The sequence below is a fragment of the Micromonospora sp. NPDC127501 genome (assembly GCF_040302185.1).
Classification (GTDB): domain Bacteria; phylum Actinomycetota; class Actinomycetes; order Mycobacteriales; family Micromonosporaceae; genus Micromonospora.
In genome coordinates, this window is sequence record NZ_JBEORJ010000015.1 from 20,697 (window position 1) to 36,250 (window position 15,554).

General features: G+C 71.3%; 16 protein-coding genes and 1 riboswitch. Of the genes, 14 read left to right on the plus strand and 2 right to left on the minus strand.

Annotated elements, in window-relative coordinates; all coding sequences use genetic code 11:
• Positions 1-4: 4 nt before the first annotated feature.
• The 10 genes from ABTW72_RS28230 (at position 5) to ABTW72_RS28275 (ending at position 7,965) form a co-directional block, all read left to right on the plus strand.
• Positions 5-1,036, plus strand: a complete 1,032-nt coding sequence (locus ABTW72_RS28230; RefSeq protein WP_350863722.1) for a DUF881 domain-containing protein — start codon at positions 5-7, stop codon at positions 1,034-1,036.
• Between the two features lie 60 nt (positions 1,037-1,096).
• Entirely contained in the window at positions 1,097-1,477 is a 381-nt protein-coding gene (gene gcvH, locus ABTW72_RS28235) for a glycine cleavage system protein GcvH (RefSeq protein ID WP_091397961.1), read from the plus strand.
• Positions 1,478-1,691: 214 nt separating this feature from the next.
• On the plus strand, positions 1,692-2,144 hold the full coding sequence (odhI, locus tag ABTW72_RS28240; protein WP_007071101.1) for an oxoglutarate dehydrogenase inhibitor Odhl: 453 nt from the start codon (positions 1,692-1,694) through the stop codon (positions 2,142-2,144).
• 50 nt (positions 2,145-2,194) lie between these two features.
• On the plus strand, positions 2,195-2,896 hold the full coding sequence (ftsR, locus tag ABTW72_RS28245) for a transcriptional regulator FtsR (protein ID WP_350863725.1): 702 nt from the start codon (positions 2,195-2,197) through the stop codon (positions 2,894-2,896).
• Positions 2,897-3,081: 185 nt separating this feature from the next.
• On the plus strand, positions 3,082-3,546 hold the full coding sequence (locus ABTW72_RS28250; RefSeq protein ID WP_030327706.1) for a bifunctional nuclease family protein: 465 nt from the start codon (positions 3,082-3,084) through the stop codon (positions 3,544-3,546).
• A gap of 159 nt (positions 3,547-3,705) precedes the next feature.
• Positions 3,706-4,302 carry a MerR family transcriptional regulator gene (locus ABTW72_RS28255; RefSeq protein WP_350863728.1) on the plus strand — a complete coding sequence of 199 codons (597 nt, stop codon included), beginning with the start codon at positions 3,706-3,708 and terminating at the stop codon, positions 4,300-4,302.
• A gap of 257 nt (positions 4,303-4,559) precedes the next feature.
• Complete coding sequence (locus ABTW72_RS28260; protein WP_091397976.1) at positions 4,560-4,958, plus strand: group I truncated hemoglobin; 399 nt, start codon at positions 4,560-4,562, stop codon at positions 4,956-4,958.
• A 2-nt stretch (positions 4,959-4,960) separates the two neighbouring features.
• The gene (locus tag ABTW72_RS28265) at positions 4,961-6,142 is read left to right on the plus strand and encodes a globin domain-containing protein (protein WP_350863731.1); all 1,182 of its coding nucleotides are present in this window, start codon (positions 4,961-4,963) and stop codon (positions 6,140-6,142) included.
• 52 nt (positions 6,143-6,194) lie between these two features.
• The gene (locus ABTW72_RS28270; protein ID WP_091397983.1) at positions 6,195-6,890 is read left to right on the plus strand and encodes a DivIVA domain-containing protein; all 696 of its coding nucleotides are present in this window, start codon (positions 6,195-6,197) and stop codon (positions 6,888-6,890) included.
• Between the two features lie 115 nt (positions 6,891-7,005).
• Positions 7,006-7,965 (plus strand): SAM-dependent methyltransferase, encoded by a 960-nt coding sequence (locus ABTW72_RS28275; protein ID WP_350863734.1) that lies wholly within the window; start codon positions 7,006-7,008, stop codon positions 7,963-7,965.
• Positions 7,966-7,990: 25 nt separating this feature from the next.
• On the opposite strand, the gene ABTW72_RS28280 is transcribed toward ABTW72_RS28275, so the two are convergent.
• Positions 7,991-8,647: an NAD(P)H-binding protein gene (locus ABTW72_RS28280; RefSeq protein WP_350863736.1), complete on the minus strand. Its 657-nt coding sequence runs from the start codon at positions 8,645-8,647 to the stop codon at positions 7,991-7,993.
• Between the two features lie 119 nt (positions 8,648-8,766).
• Here ABTW72_RS28280 and ABTW72_RS28285 point away from each other — a divergent pair, with 119 nt between their 5' ends.
• From ABTW72_RS28285 to gcvP, 3 genes are all read left to right on the plus strand, one after another.
• The gene (locus ABTW72_RS28285; protein WP_350864004.1) at positions 8,767-9,834 is read left to right on the plus strand and encodes a MerR family transcriptional regulator; all 1,068 of its coding nucleotides are present in this window, start codon (positions 8,767-8,769) and stop codon (positions 9,832-9,834) included.
• Positions 9,835-9,918: 84 nt separating this feature from the next.
• Entirely contained in the window at positions 9,919-10,761 is an 843-nt protein-coding gene (locus ABTW72_RS28290; RefSeq protein WP_350863739.1) for an NAD-dependent protein deacetylase, read from the plus strand.
• Between the two features lie 84 nt (positions 10,762-10,845).
• Positions 10,846-10,944: riboswitch (glycine riboswitch) on the plus strand.
• 73 nt (positions 10,945-11,017) lie between these two features.
• On the plus strand, positions 11,018-13,840 hold the full coding sequence (gene gcvP / locus ABTW72_RS28295; RefSeq protein ID WP_350863742.1) for an aminomethyl-transferring glycine dehydrogenase: 2,823 nt from the start codon (positions 11,018-11,020) through the stop codon (positions 13,838-13,840).
• 150 nt (positions 13,841-13,990) lie between these two features.
• Here the strand turns inward: gcvP and ABTW72_RS28300 are convergent, their stop codons facing one another.
• Positions 13,991-14,191, minus strand: coding sequence for a DUF5999 family protein (locus ABTW72_RS28300; protein ID WP_007460326.1), 201 nt, complete (start codon positions 14,189-14,191; stop codon positions 13,991-13,993).
• A gap of 123 nt (positions 14,192-14,314) precedes the next feature.
• Here ABTW72_RS28300 and ABTW72_RS28305 point away from each other — a divergent pair, with 123 nt between their 5' ends.
• Positions 14,315-15,535: a chorismate-binding protein gene (locus ABTW72_RS28305; RefSeq protein ID WP_502892257.1), complete on the plus strand. Its 1,221-nt coding sequence runs from the start codon at positions 14,315-14,317 to the stop codon at positions 15,533-15,535.
• The last annotated feature ends 19 nt before the right edge of the window (positions 15,536-15,554 follow it).

Here is a 15,554-nt window from a genome sequence, read left to right on the forward strand (position 1 = left end):
TGCGATGAGTGACGAGCAGACCGACACGGGGACCGGGTGGCCGCAGCCGGCGGGTCCGGTGCGGCCGGGTGGGCCGGCGGGTGAGCCGGATCCGCGCCCGGATGCGCCGGATCCGGATGAGTTGAGCCCGTTGGCGCCGCAGGGGCCGGCGCAGCCGTCGGATGACGAGCCTGCGGCGGAGCCGGGTGTGGAGCCGGTCGACGATGGTGCGACGGTGGACCTGAACGCGGTGTCGCGGTCGGGGGAGCCGCCGGTCGCGGGTTCCGACGGGTTGGCAGAGCCGGTGGTTGCGAACTCCGACGGTTCGGCGGAGTCGGCGGCGCCGGTGGCGGCTGGTCGGTCCCGGTGGAGTGCGGCCGGGGTGATGATCGCCGCGTTGTTGGCGTTGCTGGGGTTCACGTTGGTCGTGCAGTTGAAGACGACTTCGACGGACCCGACGCTGGGGGCCACCCGGCAGGAGGACCTGGTCCGGATCTTGTCGGATCTGGATGCGCGGGAGAACCGCCTGCAGCAGGACATCCGGGCTCTGGAGGACAGTCAGCGGCAGTTGCGCTCGGGTGAGCAGGGTCGTCAGGCGGCGTTGGATGAGGCGACGCGGCGGGCGGACGAGCTGGGCATCCTGGCGGGGACGTTGCCGGCGGTGGGCCCGGGGTTGACGGTGCAGTTCGACGCGGGTGTGAAGCCGATCTCGGCGAACCGGGTGTTGGACGCGGTGCAGGAGTTGCGTGGTGCGGGCGCCGAGGCGATGCAGATTTCCGGTGGGGATCGGGCGACGGTGCGGATCATCGCGTCGACGTACTTCCTCGATGGCGACAACGGGTCGTTGATGGTGGAGGGGCGTCGGTTGTCGGGGCCGTACACGATCACGGTGATCGGTGATCCGGCGACGATGCGTACGGCGTTGAACATTCCTGGTGGGGTGGTGGCGTCGGTCCGGGGTGACGGCGGTAACGTGACGTTTGGGGAGCGTGAGGTTGCCGAGGTTTCGGCGCTGCACGTGCCGATCAAGTTGGAACACGCCCGTCCGGTCTCCTGACCGGCGCGGCCGCGCCGGACCCGGGTGGTCCGGGGCACCGATGGATGAAGGACGCGTCTGGTGATTCCCGAGGATCTGCGATACACCGCCGAGCATGAGTGGGTGGCGGGTGACGGCACGGCTTCGGTCAGGGTCGGCATCACGCACTTCGCGCAGGACGCGCTCGGTGACATCGTGTACGTGCAGTTGCCCGAGGCGGGTGCGGTGGTCGCGGCCGGTGACTCGTTGGGTGAGATCGAGTCGACCAAGAGCGTGTCGGAGATCTACGCGCCGGTGGCCGGTACGGTGGCGGCGCGCAACGACGCGTTGGCTGACACGCCGGAGCTGATCAACACTGATCCGTACGGTGAGGGTTGGTTGGTGGAGATCACGCCGAATGATCCGACTGCCACGGATGGGTTGCTGACGGCGGCCGCGTATCAGAAGATCACCGAAGGCTGAGTGTGCTTGATCCGGTGCGTGGGATGTCTGCGCGCGTCCGGTTGCCCTGCATTTCGGCGCTGGCTAGGCTCGCCCAGTCGACCGAGAACCCAATAGTTGAGCGTTGCGGAATTGCCTTCCCGGGCACGGGGAGCCAGCCGCCGGGTGTTCAAGTGCCCGGCGGCCAGACCCGCCATTACCCGACGCCGACCGAACAGATCCGTGAGGTGGTCCCATGACGCGGCCAGACGACGAGTTCCCCCCACTCGACGTCACTTCGACGCTCAATCTCGGTTCGCTCGACGAAGTGCTGGAGGGGCCGGATACCGATGTGGTTCCGAGCCGGATGTCCGGTTCGTTGCCGCCGGGTATGGCGCTGCTGGTGGTTCGTCGAGGTCCGAATGCGGGCGCCCGGTTCCTGTTGGACCACGATGTGACGACCAGTGGCCGGCACCCGGACAGTGACATCTTCCTGGACGACGTGACGGTGTCGCGTCGGCATGCGGAGTTCCACCGCGATGGTGGGACGTTCACGGTGCGGGACGTGGGCAGCCTGAATGGCACGTACGTCAATCGTGAGCGGGTTGAGGCGGCCACGTTGAGCAATGGTGACGAGGTCCAGATCGGTAAGTTCCGGGTGGTGTTCATCGCCGGTCCGCGCCCGGAGGAGGAGGCCGGCCGGGGGTGAACGAGCCTGCGGCCTCCATGTCACCCGGGGCGGCTCGGTCTGAGCCGCTGATGAGCATCGGTGAGGTGCTTGGGCAGTTGCGGGTGGATTTTCCGGATACCACGATTTCGAAGCTGCGGTTTCTTGAGGCCGAGGGTTTGGTCGAGCCGCAGCGGACGGCGGCGGGTTACCGGAAGTACAGCTGGGACGATGTGGCGCGGTTGCGGTTCGTGTTGACCGCGCAGCGGGACAAGTACCTGCCCTTGCGGGTGATCCGGGAGCAGTTGGCCCAGTGGGATTCGTCCGGTGAGCAGTCGGGGCGGTCGCGGCCGGCGTTGGTGGCTGTTGGTCCCGATGGTGCGGTGCCGGGTCGTGAGTTGGCGGAGCCGGCCGAGTCGTCGCAGGTGCGGCTCGGCCGGGCGGATCTCGTGGCGCGCAGTGGGATCGACGAGTCGACGTTGGTGGAGTTGGAGCGGCTCGGTGTGCTGGTGTCGGATCCGCCGGGGTGGTATGACGCGGATGCTCTGATCATCGCGTCGGCGGTGGCGGGGTTGGCGTCGTACGGGTTGGAGCCGCGGCACCTGCGGGGTTATCGGACGGCGGCGGACCGGGAGGTCGGTTTGTTCGCGCAGTTGGTGGCGCCGTTGGCGCGGCAGAGTGATCCGGCGGCGCGGGCGCGGGCGGCGGAGACGGCGCGGGAGTTGGTGGCGTTGTCGGAGCAGCTGCATGCGGCGTTGGTGCGGGTGGGGCTGCGGTCGACGTTGGGTCGGTGAGGGTGCCCGGCGGGTGGCGGTTGAGCGGAAAGATCTCTTCCGGGAAGCGTGCCGTAGGCTTGCCGGGGTAACCCCTTTTCGGCGCGGGCGTGGTGCTGTAGCGCATGGGACGGCCGTGTTGCGGTCCGTGTACCGTGCAGGGAAGGGCGCGGTGCGGCGTAGGTGACAACGACACGGAGGCGGCGGTGCGCGAGCTGAGCGTGGTCGGAGTTCGGGTGGAGCTGCCCAGCAACCAGCCGATCGTCCTGCTCAGGGAGGTCGAGGGGGACCGCTATCTGCCGATCTGGATCGGCGCGGTCGAGGCCACGGCTATCGCTTATGAGCAGCAGGGGGTCAAGCCGGCCCGGCCGTTGACGCATGATCTTCTGCGGGATGTGTTGGCGGCGTTGAAGGCGCCCTTGCAGGCGGTGGAGATCACCGAGCTGAAGGAAAACGTCTTCTACGCGGATCTGTTGATCGGCGACGGGGTGCGGGTGTCGGCGCGGCCGAGCGATTCGATCGCGTTGGCGTTGCGGGTTGGTGCGCCGATTCGTTGTGCGGAGCAGGTCCTCAGCGAGGCGGGGATCGTTATCCCTGACGAGCAGGAGGATGAGGTGGAGAAGTTCCGCGAGTTCCTGGAGCAGGTGCGTCCGGAGGATTTCGCGGGCTGAGGTGTGCCCGGGCTCGGTTGGTGATCTTTCTCGGTGGCTGCGCGGCGTGTCGCGTCGGTTCCTCCGTGGTAACCCCTGACGGTGGCGATAGGGTTTCCATGTCGAGGGGTGCGCGTCCCGGAAACGATGCGTCGCCACACTGACGGGGAGGTTGTCCGGATGCACGAGCCGCGGGATTCCGATCCGGGTGCAGAGTTCGACGAGTCGGGTGCCTCGTCGCCAGGTGTGGCGGCTGAGGGTGACGGTTCGGTTGGCTACCGGGGTGTGACGGCCTGCCACGCGGTGGGCATCAGTTACCGGCAGTTGGATTACTGGGCGCGGACGACGCTGGTGGTGCCGAGCGTTCGTGATGCCTCGGGTTCGGGGACGCAGCGGTTGTATTCGTTTCGGGACCTGGTGGTGTTGAAGGTCGTGAAGCGGTTGTTGGATGCGGGGGTGTCCCTGCAGAACATCCGTAAGGCGATCGAGGCGTTGCGGTCGCGGGGCGTGGAGGATCTGGCGGGGATCACGCTTATCTCTGATGGGACGACGGTGTACGAGTGCCGGTCTCCGGAGGAGGTGGTCGACCTGTTGCAGGGTGGCCAGGGTGTCTTTGGCATCGCGATCGGTGGGGCTTTCAAGGAGATCCAGGGGTCGTTGTCGCATCTGCCGGCGGAGCCGGCGGCGAGCGGCCCGGTGGAGCCGGCGGTGGCGTCGGGCCCGGATCCGATGGGTGACGAGTTGGCGGCGCGGCGGGCGCGGCGGCGCGCCGGCTGATCGTTCGTCTTCCGATTTTTTTTCGGTGGTTTTCTCGCGACCGTCGGTGACGGTGGTGGGGTTCTGTGAGCGACGGCGGTCCACCGTGGATACCGTGGGTGTCGTTTCGGTGGCCCATTGTGGAGATACCCATCGGTAGTGATGACGCAACGTGTCAGCGTGTTGTCGGGAATCCGATAAGGGGGCGCTGACCGGAAGCGGTTGACACGCTATGGTCCCTCACGGTTCTGGACCCTTCATCCCCGGAAGGAACGACCGTGACGGTTACGGAAGAGACTGCTCCCGCCTCGCACTACGACCGCATTGGCGGCGCCAGTTCGGTCAAGGCGGCGGTTGAGCTGTTCTATGACAAGGTGCTCGCGGACCCGGAGTTGGCGGGCTACTTCGCCGACGTGGACATGGCCGGTCAGCGGCGGCATCTGGCGTTGATGTTGACGGTGGTGCTGGGTGGCCCGAACGAGTACACGGGTCGCGGGTTGGCCGAGGCGCACCAGCCGTTGAACATCACGGTGGGGCACTACGCGAAGGTGGGCGAGCACCTGACGGTGACGCTGACCGAGCTGGGGGTGCCGGCGGACATCCTCGCCGACGTGCAGACAGTGCTGGGGCAGGTGCAGGGCCAGGTGGTGGCTGCCGGGAACAGGTCGGGCGCCTGAGCGTGGACGCGGCTCGCCTCAAGCAGAGCTGGTCGGTGGTCGCCGGTCACGGCGACCAGGTGCCGCTCTACTTCTACTCGACGTTGTTCCTCGCTCATCCTGAGACGCGGCAGATGTTCCCCACGAACATGGCCGGTCAGCGGGACCGCCTCGTGACCGCGTTGGGTCACATCGTGTCCAACGTGGACCAGGTGGATCGGCTGGTGGGTTTCCTGCAGGATCTCGGCGCGGATCACCGCAAGTTCGCGGTCCGCGCGGAGCACTATCCGGCGGTCGGTGAGGCGCTGGTGGCGACGTTGCAGCATTTCCTCGCCGAGCAGTGGACCGACGAGTTGGCTGCGGACTGGACGGCCGCGTACGGGCTGGTCGCGCAGGTGATGATGGAGGCCGCGCAGGCCGCTGAGGCGGTCAATCCGCCGTGGTGGGTGGCGGAGATCGTGGCGCATGAGCGGCGGGCGTTCGACGTGGCGGTGTTGACGGTGCGTCCGCAGTATCTGTTGCCGTTCACGCCGGGTCAGTCGATCGGGGTGTCGCACCCGTCGGTGCGGTCGTGGCGGTACTACTCGCCGGCGAACGCGCCGCGGGCGGACGGCACGTTGGAGTTGCATGTGCGGGCCGCGCCGGGTGGCGCGGTGTCGTCGCGGCTGGTGTACGGGTCGGCGGTGGGGGATCGGATCCACCTGGCGGCGCCGGTGGGGGACCGGCTGGGGTTGTGGTCGGCGGGCTCCAGCGACTTGTTGCTGCTGGTTTCGGGCACCGGCTGGGCGCCGGTGAAGGCGTTGGTGGAGCAGGTGGCCGCGGAGGGTTCCCGTCGGCGGGTGGACCTGTACGTGGGGGCCCGGTCCCGTAGCGAGTTCTACGACAGCGACGCGATCGACAAGTTGGCGTCGTCGTATCCGTGGTTGACGGTGACGTACGTGGTCGGTGCCGACGTGCACCGGCCGGGGGAGTTCGTGCAGGCGGTGGACCGGGCGTTGGCCGACGGTGACTGGCGGTCCCGGCACGTGTTCGTGTGTGGGTCGGACGAGATGGTGTCGCACGCGGTGCGGACGTTGGTTCAGGCGGGTTACCACGCGGGTCAGGTGCACCACGAGGGCCTGGGCGCGCAGTGGTACGGCCCGGCGTGGCGGACGGCGGTGCAGCAGCCGGCTGCGGGTGACACTTCGGGAGGTGGGCACAGGTGAGCGCGAGCAGTGAGCTTGCGGGCCCGGCGGTCGCGAACGGAGGTCTGCACAGGTGAGTGCGACGCCGATCAGTCGGTATGACGGGGTGCAGGTTTCCGGCGGTGTGCAGGTGCGGATGACCGCCGATCGGGTTCGGCGGTGGGAGTTCGGTGCGGCGTCGTTCGCTCGGCGTGGGTACGACAACGCTGACGTGGACCGGTTCCGGGTGCAGGTCGCTGACGAGTTGGACCTGTTGGCGACGCAGATCGCGACGTTGCGGGCGGAGAACGAGCGGCTGACCGACCGGGTGGAGTTGCACCGGCACGGGGTGATTCCGAGTACGGGGGCGGCGGCGAAGGTCCCGGCGGCGCGGGAGGTGAATCTGCTGTCGGCGGCGCAGCGGGAGGCCGAGCAGATCATCGCGCAGGCGCATGACTACGCGCGTCGGGTCGCCGAGTACGCCCGGGTGCAGTACGAGAGTTACCTGCACGCGGCGGAGGCGGAGGCGAAGCAGGAGGCGGAGCGGGCGGTGGCGGAGTACCGCAGCGCGGCGGGGCCGAGCTTCGACGACACGGTGGCGACCCGGGAGGCGTTGCGGATCTTCGGCGAGATGATGGTGTCGCACATGCAGGCGGCGGCGCGGCATCTCGACGACGGCAGTGAGCAGTTGGCGCGCACGATGGATCGGATCGCGGCGGAGACGCCGGGGGCGCCGTTCGTGGGTGGCGTGGTGGGCCAGTCGGCGTTGCCGCGGCACCAGCAGCGTTGAGTCGCCGGGTGGGGTGCCCTGACGGGGACCCCACCCGGTGCGCTGACGGCGGTGGCATAGTCGGAGGGGTCAGGCGGGGCTGACCCGTGGCCCGCCCCTGGGAGAGGCCACCCTCGTGTCGGTATCACCGTCCCCGTCCGGCGGGTCAACGGACCCGCTGGCCGCGTTGGAGGCGTCGGCGTGGGCGCTGGCCGCCGCGGTCGGCACCATGAGCGACGCCCTGTCGGCCCCGCTCGCCGAGGTCCTCGCGGCGTCGCCGCACCGCAGCGCGGTGCTCGAGGCCGCCGGTCTGCTGTCCTGGGACGGCGGAACGCCGGTCGCGCACCCGTCTCTGGTGCCTTCCGACGGGCCGACCGGGCGCAGCGCGGTGCAGGCGCGGTTGAGTTCGCTGCGACAGGCGGTCGCCGCGGCGGCGCAGGAGCCTTCCGGCGGGGGTGGGGCCGGCTGGGCGCAGGTGGACGACGAGGTGTTGCTGCATCAGGGCCGGGCGTCGGCGGCGACCGGCCGGGCGTTGGCGACCCGGGTGGTGCCCGAGTTGGCGGGGCTGGCGCAGCGCTTGGACTCGGCGGACGCCCGGGTGCTGGACGTGGGCACCGGTGTGGCGGCGTTGGCTGTCGCCCTGGCCCGCGCGTTGCCCCGGGTGTCGGTGGTGGGTATCGACGTGCTGCAACGGGCGTTGGACCTGGCCCGGGTGGAGTTGGCCGAGGCGCGCGATGTCGCGGATCGGATCAGTTTGCGCCGGCAGGACGTCGCGGAGGTGGCCGAGCCGGGCGGGTACGACCTGGTCTGGGTGCCGGCGCCGTTTCTTCCCCAACAGACGTTGGCGCTCGCGGTGCCCCGGCTGGTGCAGGCGCTGCGACCCGGTGGCTGGCTGGTGGCCGGCACCAACCCGCCGGCCGGGGACCCGTTGCGGGCGGCCGTCGACCGGTGGAACGCCGTCCGCAACGGCGGCAACGCCTTCGACGCCGACCGGATGGCGGAGGTGCTGGCGGGGGCCGGGCTGGGTGAGGTTCGGCGTTTTCCGACCGTCCCCGGCGGGCCGGTCCTGGTCGCCGCGCACCGACCGGGCGGCTGAGGCGACCGTCGGTGCGGCGGGGTGGTCAGCTGGCGGCGGCGCGGACGGCCTCGGCGATCGGGGTGGGTCCGTCGACGAGTTCCAGGGTCGCGCCGGTGGTGCGCGGTTCGTCGAGCAGCGCGGCGAGGACGTGGGCGACGTCGGTGCGGCTGATCGCGCCACTGCCGGCGTGGGGGGTGAGGGTGACCCGCCCGGTGGGTGGGTCGTCGGTGAGCCGGCCGGGCCGCAGCACCGTCCAGGCCAGGTCGCGGCCGCGCAGGTCGTCCTCGGCGGCGCGTTTGGCGCGCAGGTACGCCGCCCACACGTCGTCGGTGCCGGGGGCGGGTGGTGTGTCCACGCCCATGGAGGAGACGAGCAGGTAGCGGCGGACGCCGGCGCGGGTGGCGGCGTCGGCGAGCAGCACGGCGGCGGCCCGGTCGACGGTGTCCTTGCGGGCGGCGCCGCTGCCGGGGCCGGCGCCTGCGGCGAAGACCACCGCGTCGGCGCCGTCGAGGTGCCCGGCGACCTGTTCGAGCGGGGTGTGTTCCAGGTCGCAGACGACGGGGGTGGCGCCGGCGGCGCGCAGCGTCGCGGTCTGCTCGGGGTTGCGGATGAGGCCGACGGCGGTGTCGCCGCGCCCGACGAGGTGGCGTTGCAACAGTAGGGCGATCTTGCCGTGGCCTCCGGCGATGACGACGCGCATGCGCCCAACCTACCGGCGCCGCGGGGTGCGGGCGGTGTCAGCGGCTTGACCTTGACCTTCGGGCAACCCTGAGCCTGGTGAGTGCCGGTCGCCGTGACCGGCGCGAGGAGGATGTCGACGTGGGGCTGATGACCATCGGGGCGTTCGCCCGGGCGGCGAGGCTGACACCGAAGGCGTTGCGCCTGTACGACCAGGTGGGGCTGCTGGTGCCGGCCGCTGTCGATCCGGAGTCCGGTTACCGGCTCTACGACCCGGCTCAGCTGCCGGTGGCTCGGCTGGTCGCCCAGTTGCGTCGGCTCGGTATGCCGCTGGCGACGATCCGGGTCGTGTGCGGCCTGGAGCCCGCGGCGGCGGCTGAGGCGGTCACCGCGTACTGGCGGCAGGTCAGCGCCGACACCGCAGCGCGCGCCCGGCTCGCCACTCTCCTCGTGGACCACCTGTCTGAAGGGGGCGCCACCATGTCCGACCCGAATCCCACAGTTGCCGTGCGCTGCGCCGCCGGTTGTGACACCGGGCTGGTACGTGACAGCAACGAGGACGCCGCGTACGCCAGCGAGCGGCTGCTCGCCGTCGCCGACGGTATGCGGGGGCCCGGCGGTGCGGCCGCCAGCGCCGCCGCCGTCGACGCCCTGAAGCCGTTGGCGTTCACCGACGTGCCGGCCGCCGACCTGCTGACGATGCTGGCTGGCGCGGTGAGCGACGCCGACCGCGCCGTGCACGGGTTGGCCACCGACACCGACCAGCCGGTCACCACGCTGACCGCGCTGCTGCTCAGCGGTTCCCGGTTGGCGCTGGTGCACGTCGGCGACACCCGGGCCTACCTGCTGCGCGGCGGTGAACTGTCGCTGCTCACGCAGGATCACACCTGGGTGCAGGCCCAGGTTGATCAGGGCCGGCTCGACCGGGACCAGGCCGCGGCGCATCCGCAGCGCGCGGTGCTCATGCGCGCCCTCGGTGGCGGCCGGCAGGTCGAGGCGGATCTCGCGCTGCGTACCGCTCTGCCGGGGGACCGGTACCTGTTGTGCTCCGACGGGCTGTCCGCGGTCGTCGACCGGGCCGACCTGGGGTCGGTGTTGGCCGCGACGGACGATCCCGAGGACACGGTGCGGACGCTGATCGATCTGGCGCGGGCCGAGGGGGCGCCGGACAACGTCGCCTGCGTCGTCGCCGACGTCGTCGCGGTATAGCCGACGCCACCCGCGCCGGGTGGGGCCGCCCACCCGGCGCGGGGCTCGGCGTTGGTGAACCGGTTGAGGCAGCATGGAGAGGTGATGGAGAGCTTCGACGCGTTGACCTCGCTGGTGGCCGCTGGTGGGGTGGTGGTGCTCAGCGGCGCCGGCCTGTCCACCGAGTCGGGAATTCCGGACTACCGGGGGCCCAGCGGGGTGGCGCGGCGGCACACGCCGATGACCTTCCAGGCGTTCACCAGCGATCCCCTGGCCCGGCGGCGCTACTGGGCGCGCAGCCACCTGGGCTGGCGGTTGATCGCGGGCGCGGCGCCCAACGCCGGGCACCGGGCGGTGGCCGGGCTGCAACAGGCCGGGCTGGTCGACACGGTGATCACCCAGAACGTCGACGGTCTGCACGGTGCGGCCGGCAGCCCGTCGGTGATCGAGCTGCACGGCCGCCTCGACGAGGTGACCTGCCTCGACTGCGGCAACCTGACCTCCCGGGAGGAGCTTCACCGGCGGCTGCGCGAGGCCAACCCGGAGTTCGTGGCCCGCGTCGCCGCGGTCAACCCGGACGGTGATGTTGATCTCCCCGATGAGCAGGTGGCGTCGTTTCGGCCGGTGGACTGCGGGATCTGCGGCACCGGGATGCTGAAACCGGACGTGGTGTTCTTCGGTGAGACGGTGCCGGCGCAGCGGGTGGCGCGGTGTTTCGCGGCCGTGGAACAGGCCCGGTCGTTGCTGGTGCTCGGGTCGTCGTTGACGGTGATGTCGGGGCGCCGGTTCGTGATTCGGGCCGCGAAACGGGGCATCCCGGTCGCGATCGTCAACCAGGGGCCGACCCGGGGTGACGGCCACGCCACCGTGTGCGTCGACGCGCCGCTGGGCGTGGTGCTGCCGCGGTTGGTCGCGCGGGTCGGCGCCGGGGCGCCGCTGGCGGTGTGACGGGCCGGGCTCCGGCTGGGCACCCGGCCCGGGGGTAGGACATCCGCCGGAAACACCAACGCTGGTAGCGTTGACCACGCCGGTAACACCCACGTGGGAGAGACCGCCCGACAGCACGCAGGGCGGCGCCGAAGGGGCAAATCCTCCCCGGAACCTCTCAGGCAAAAGGACCTCGTGGGCAGGCACTGTGGAGTGCCCCTGTGGGTGCGACAGAGGGGGAGGCCGACACGTCGACCTCGCCCCGGGAGTGCCCCCTATGACCGTAGAGCAGTTCGCCACCCGTCACATCGGTCCCGGCCCCGACGATGAGCGTCGGATGCTGGAGGTCGTCGGGCACGACTCGATCGACGAGCTGATGGACGCCGCGATCCCCGAGGTGATCCGCTGGCACGGCACCCTCGACCTGCCCGACCCGGCCACCGAGGCTGAGACGATCGCCGAGCTGCGGGCCCTCGCGGCGCGTAACACCGTCGCCGTCTCCATGATCGGGTTGGGGTACCACGGCACGCACACCCCGGCGGTGATCCGCCGCAACGTGCTGGAGGACCCGGCCTGGTACACGGCGTACACGCCGTACCAGCCGGAGATCAGCCAGGGCCGCTTGGAGGCGCTGCTGAACTTCCAGACCATGGTCACGGACCTGACCGGGTTGGCCACCGCGAACGCCTCGATGCTCGACGAGGGCACCGCGGCGGCGGAGGCGATGACCCTGGCGCGGCGGGCCTCCAAGAGCAAGAGCGGTGTGTACGTCGTCGACGCCGACGCGTTGCCGCAGACCATCGCCGTGATCACCAGTCGGGCCGAGCCGCTCGGTATCGACGTGCGGGTCCTCGACGTGCAGCGCGACGAGTTGCCGGCGGAGTTCTTCGGCCTGCACCTGCAGTACCCGGGGGCGTCCGGGGCGGTGCGCGACCACGCCAGCCTCGTGCAGGCGGCACACTCCGTCGGCGCCCTGGTGACCGTCGCGGCGGACCTGCTGGCGTTGACGCTGCTGCGCGCACCGGGGGAGATCGGCGCGGACATCGCCGCCGGCACCACCCAGCGTTTCGGCGTACCGATGGGCTTCGGTGGGCCGCACGCCGGCTACCTGGCGGTGCGCTCGGGGCTGGAGCGGATGCTGCCCGGGCGCCTGGTCGGGGTGTCGCGCGACGCGGACGGCAACCCGGCCTACCGGTTGGCGTTGCAGACCCGTGAGCAGCACATCCGGCGGGAGAAGGCGACCAGCAACATCTGCACCGCGCAGGTGCTGCTCGCGGTGATGGCCGGCATGTACGCCGTCTACCACGGCCCGGACGGGCTGCGTGACATCGCGACGCGTACCCATCGGATGGCGGCGCGGCTCGCGGCCGGTTTGCGCGCCGGTGGGGTGGACGTCGCGGACGTCGCGTTCTTCGACACCGTCACCGCGACCGTGCCCGGGCGGGCCGGCGAGGTGGTGTCCGCCGCCGCCGAGCGTGGTGTCAACCTGCGGCTGGTCGACGCCGACCGGGTGGGGGTGTCGTGCGACGAGACCACCACCGACGCGCACCTGACGCAGGTGTGGGCGGCGTTCGGGGTGCCCGCGTTCGACGCCGACGTGGACGCGGCCCTGCCGGTCGACCTGACGCGCGGCAGCGACTTCCTCACCCACCCGGTGTTCCGCAGCCACCACTCCGAGACGGCGATGCTGCGCTACCTGCGGCGGCTGTCGGACTTCGACTACGCCCTGGACCGGGGCATGATCCCGCTCGGGTCGTGCACGATGAAGCTGAACGCGACCACCGAGATGGAGCCGATCAGCTGGGCGGAGTTCGCGAACATCCACCCGTTCGCGCCGGACGCGCAGACCGTCGGGTACCGGGAGATGATCGGTCAGCTGGAGTCGTGGCTGGCCGAGGTGACCGGCTACGACGCGGTGAGCGTGCAGCCCAACGCCGGTTCGCAGGGTGAGCTGGCCGGGTTGCTGGCGATCCGCTCGTACCACGCGTCGCGGGGTGAGACGCACCGCGACGTGTGCCTGATCCCGTCGTCGGCGCACGGCACGAACGCGGCGTCGGCGGTGATGGCCGGCATGCGGGTCGTGGTGGTGGCCTGCGACGACGACGGCAACGTCGACCTCGTCGACCTGGACGCGAAGATCGACAAGCACCGGGATGCGCTCGCCGCGATCATGGTGACGTACCCGTCCACCCACGGTGTGTACGAGACGGGCATCGCGTCGTTGTGCGCGAAGGTGCACGACGCCGGCGGGCAGGTGTACGTCGACGGGGCGAACCTCAACGCCCTGGTCGGGTTCGCCAAGCCGGGCAAGTTCGGCGCGGACGTGTCGCACCTGAACCTGCACAAGACGTTCTGCATCCCGCACGGCGGCGGCGGCCCCGGGGTGGGCCCGGTGGCGGTCCGCGCGCACCTGGCGCCGTTCCTGCCCGGTGACCCGCTGGGCGCGCACGTGGACGCCACGCCGGCGATCTCGGCGGCGAAGTACGGGTCGGCGGGGATCCTGCCGATCCCGTGGGCGTACCTGCGGATGATGGGCGCCGAGGGGTTGACCCGGGCCACCGGTGTGGCGGTGCTCGCGGCGAACTACGTGGCGGCGCGACTGCGGGGACACTTCCCGGTGCTGTACGCCGGCAACAAGGGCCTGGTGGCCCACGAGTGCATCCTCGACCTGCGGCCGTTGACGAAGGCGACCGGGGTGAGCGTCGACGACGTGGCGAAGCGGCTGATCGACTACGGCTTCCACGCGCCCACGATGTCGTTCCCGGTGGCGGGGACGCTGATGGTGGAGCCGACCGAGAGCGAGGACCTGGCCGAGCTGGACCGGTTCTGCGACGCGATGATCGCGATCCGCGCGGAGATCGAGCAGGTGGGTTCCGGGGCGTGGCCGGCGGGGGACAACCCCCTGGCCAACGCACCGCACACCGCGGCGATGGTCAGCGGTGACGAGTGGTCACACGCGTACCCGCGGTCGGTGGGCGCGTACCCGGCCGGAGTGGACCGGGCCGGCAAGTACTGGCCGCCGGTGCGGCGCATCGACGGCGCGTACGGCGACCGGAACCTGGTCTGCTCGTGCCCGTCGCCGGAGGCGTTCGAGGACTGACGACGCCGCAGCCGGTCGAAGACTGACGACGGCGCGCCGGGGCGGGCGGTACGGCCTGCCCCGGCAGCCGCTGCGACCTGGGCGGGGACGTCCCTTACCGGGGGACTAGCCTGGGTCGACGGCGGCTAAACGGTGACGCTGAGTGGTCGGTCAGGCCACGAGAGCGTGGCGGGCGGGGCCGCGGTGCGGTGCGATGCTGCTGCCGTCGGGAAGCAACTCGCCGGTGTCCTCGAAGACGATGACACCGTTGCAGAGCAGGCTCCAGCCCTGCTCACGGAAGCAGGCGAGGACCCGCGCGGCTTCCCGGTCGGTGGCTTCAGCGGAGGGGCAGGTCGGTTGGTGCTGGCACATCGGGTTCTCCGGACTGTGGGGGCACTGTGTCATGGTTCACATGACCAGTGACGCACAGTACCAAGCGAAAGTGGCCAGCATCGAGCAGGTGCCCGCCTGGTGCACGGGAAATCCACTGAACGGATGAGGAAGGTTGGACCGTACGGCGTGGAAACGCTCCCACAGGTGGCTCTCGCATATCGCGGCCCGGCTGCGTCGATCGATGTACCCGCCGCGCCGGCCGCGTGCCGGGGTGCGCTGACCGAACGCGCCCGCCTGCACTGGTCTCGCGGCGACGGCGGCGACCCCGCGACCCTCGCCGAGGAGTTCCTCGCCGCGCACGGCCTGCCCCTGCACGACCTGACCCGGCCCGCCACCGGCCAGCACGGCACCGGGGTCTGCGGCGCGGCGCTGTACCTGTCCGCCGCCGCCGGGGCGCTGCTGGCCGGCGCACCCACCGGGGCACCCGAACCCGCGCCGGCCCTGCCCGACCTCGCCGTCGTCGTCTACCAGCACGGCCCCACCCGGGTCACCCGGCCCGGCCCACCGCCGCCGTGGCGCCTCGGCGAGTGGGTCGAGAGCTGGACCCCCAGCCAGCACGCCGCCGCCGTCGACGCGGTCCGCGCCGCCATCGGCCGCGGCGACGTCTACCAGAGCAACCTCGTCGGTCACGCCGCCGCCCCCTACACCGGCGACCCGCTGCCGGCCCTGAGCCGCCTCGGCGCGCTCCCCGGCGCCCGCTACGGCGGCGTCCTCACCGGCGACGGCTGGGCCATCGGCTGCGCCTCCCCGGAAACCCTCGTCGAGGTCACCGACGGGCAGGTGATCACCCGACCGATCAAGGGCACCCGCCCGGCCACCGCCACCGGCCGCGCCGAACTGCTCGCCAGCGCGAAGGAACGCGCCGAACACATCATGATCGTCGACCTGGAACGCAACGACCTCGCCCGCATCGCCCGCACCGGCACCGTCACCGTCGACGAACTGTTCGCCGTGCGCCGCTGGTGCGACCTGTGGCAGGCCGAGTCGACCGTCCGCGCCGACGCCGCCGACGGCCTCGGCCTCGCCGACCTGCTGCGCGCCACCTGCCCAGGCGGCTCCGTCACCGGTGCCCCGAAACTCGCCGCCCTGACCCAGATCAGCGCCCTCGAACCGGTCGGGCGGGGCGCCAGCATGGGCGCGCTGGGCTGGGTCGCTCCGGGCCACGTCGACCTGGGCCTGACCATCCGCACCGCCGCCGCCGACGGCCAGCGGCTGCACACCTGGGCCGGCGGCGGCATCACGTGGGACAGCGACGCACACGCCGAGGTCGCCGAGGCCGCCGCGAAGACCACCCCGATCCGCGCCACCCTGGCCGGGCGCTGACCGCAGCGAGGCACGGCGA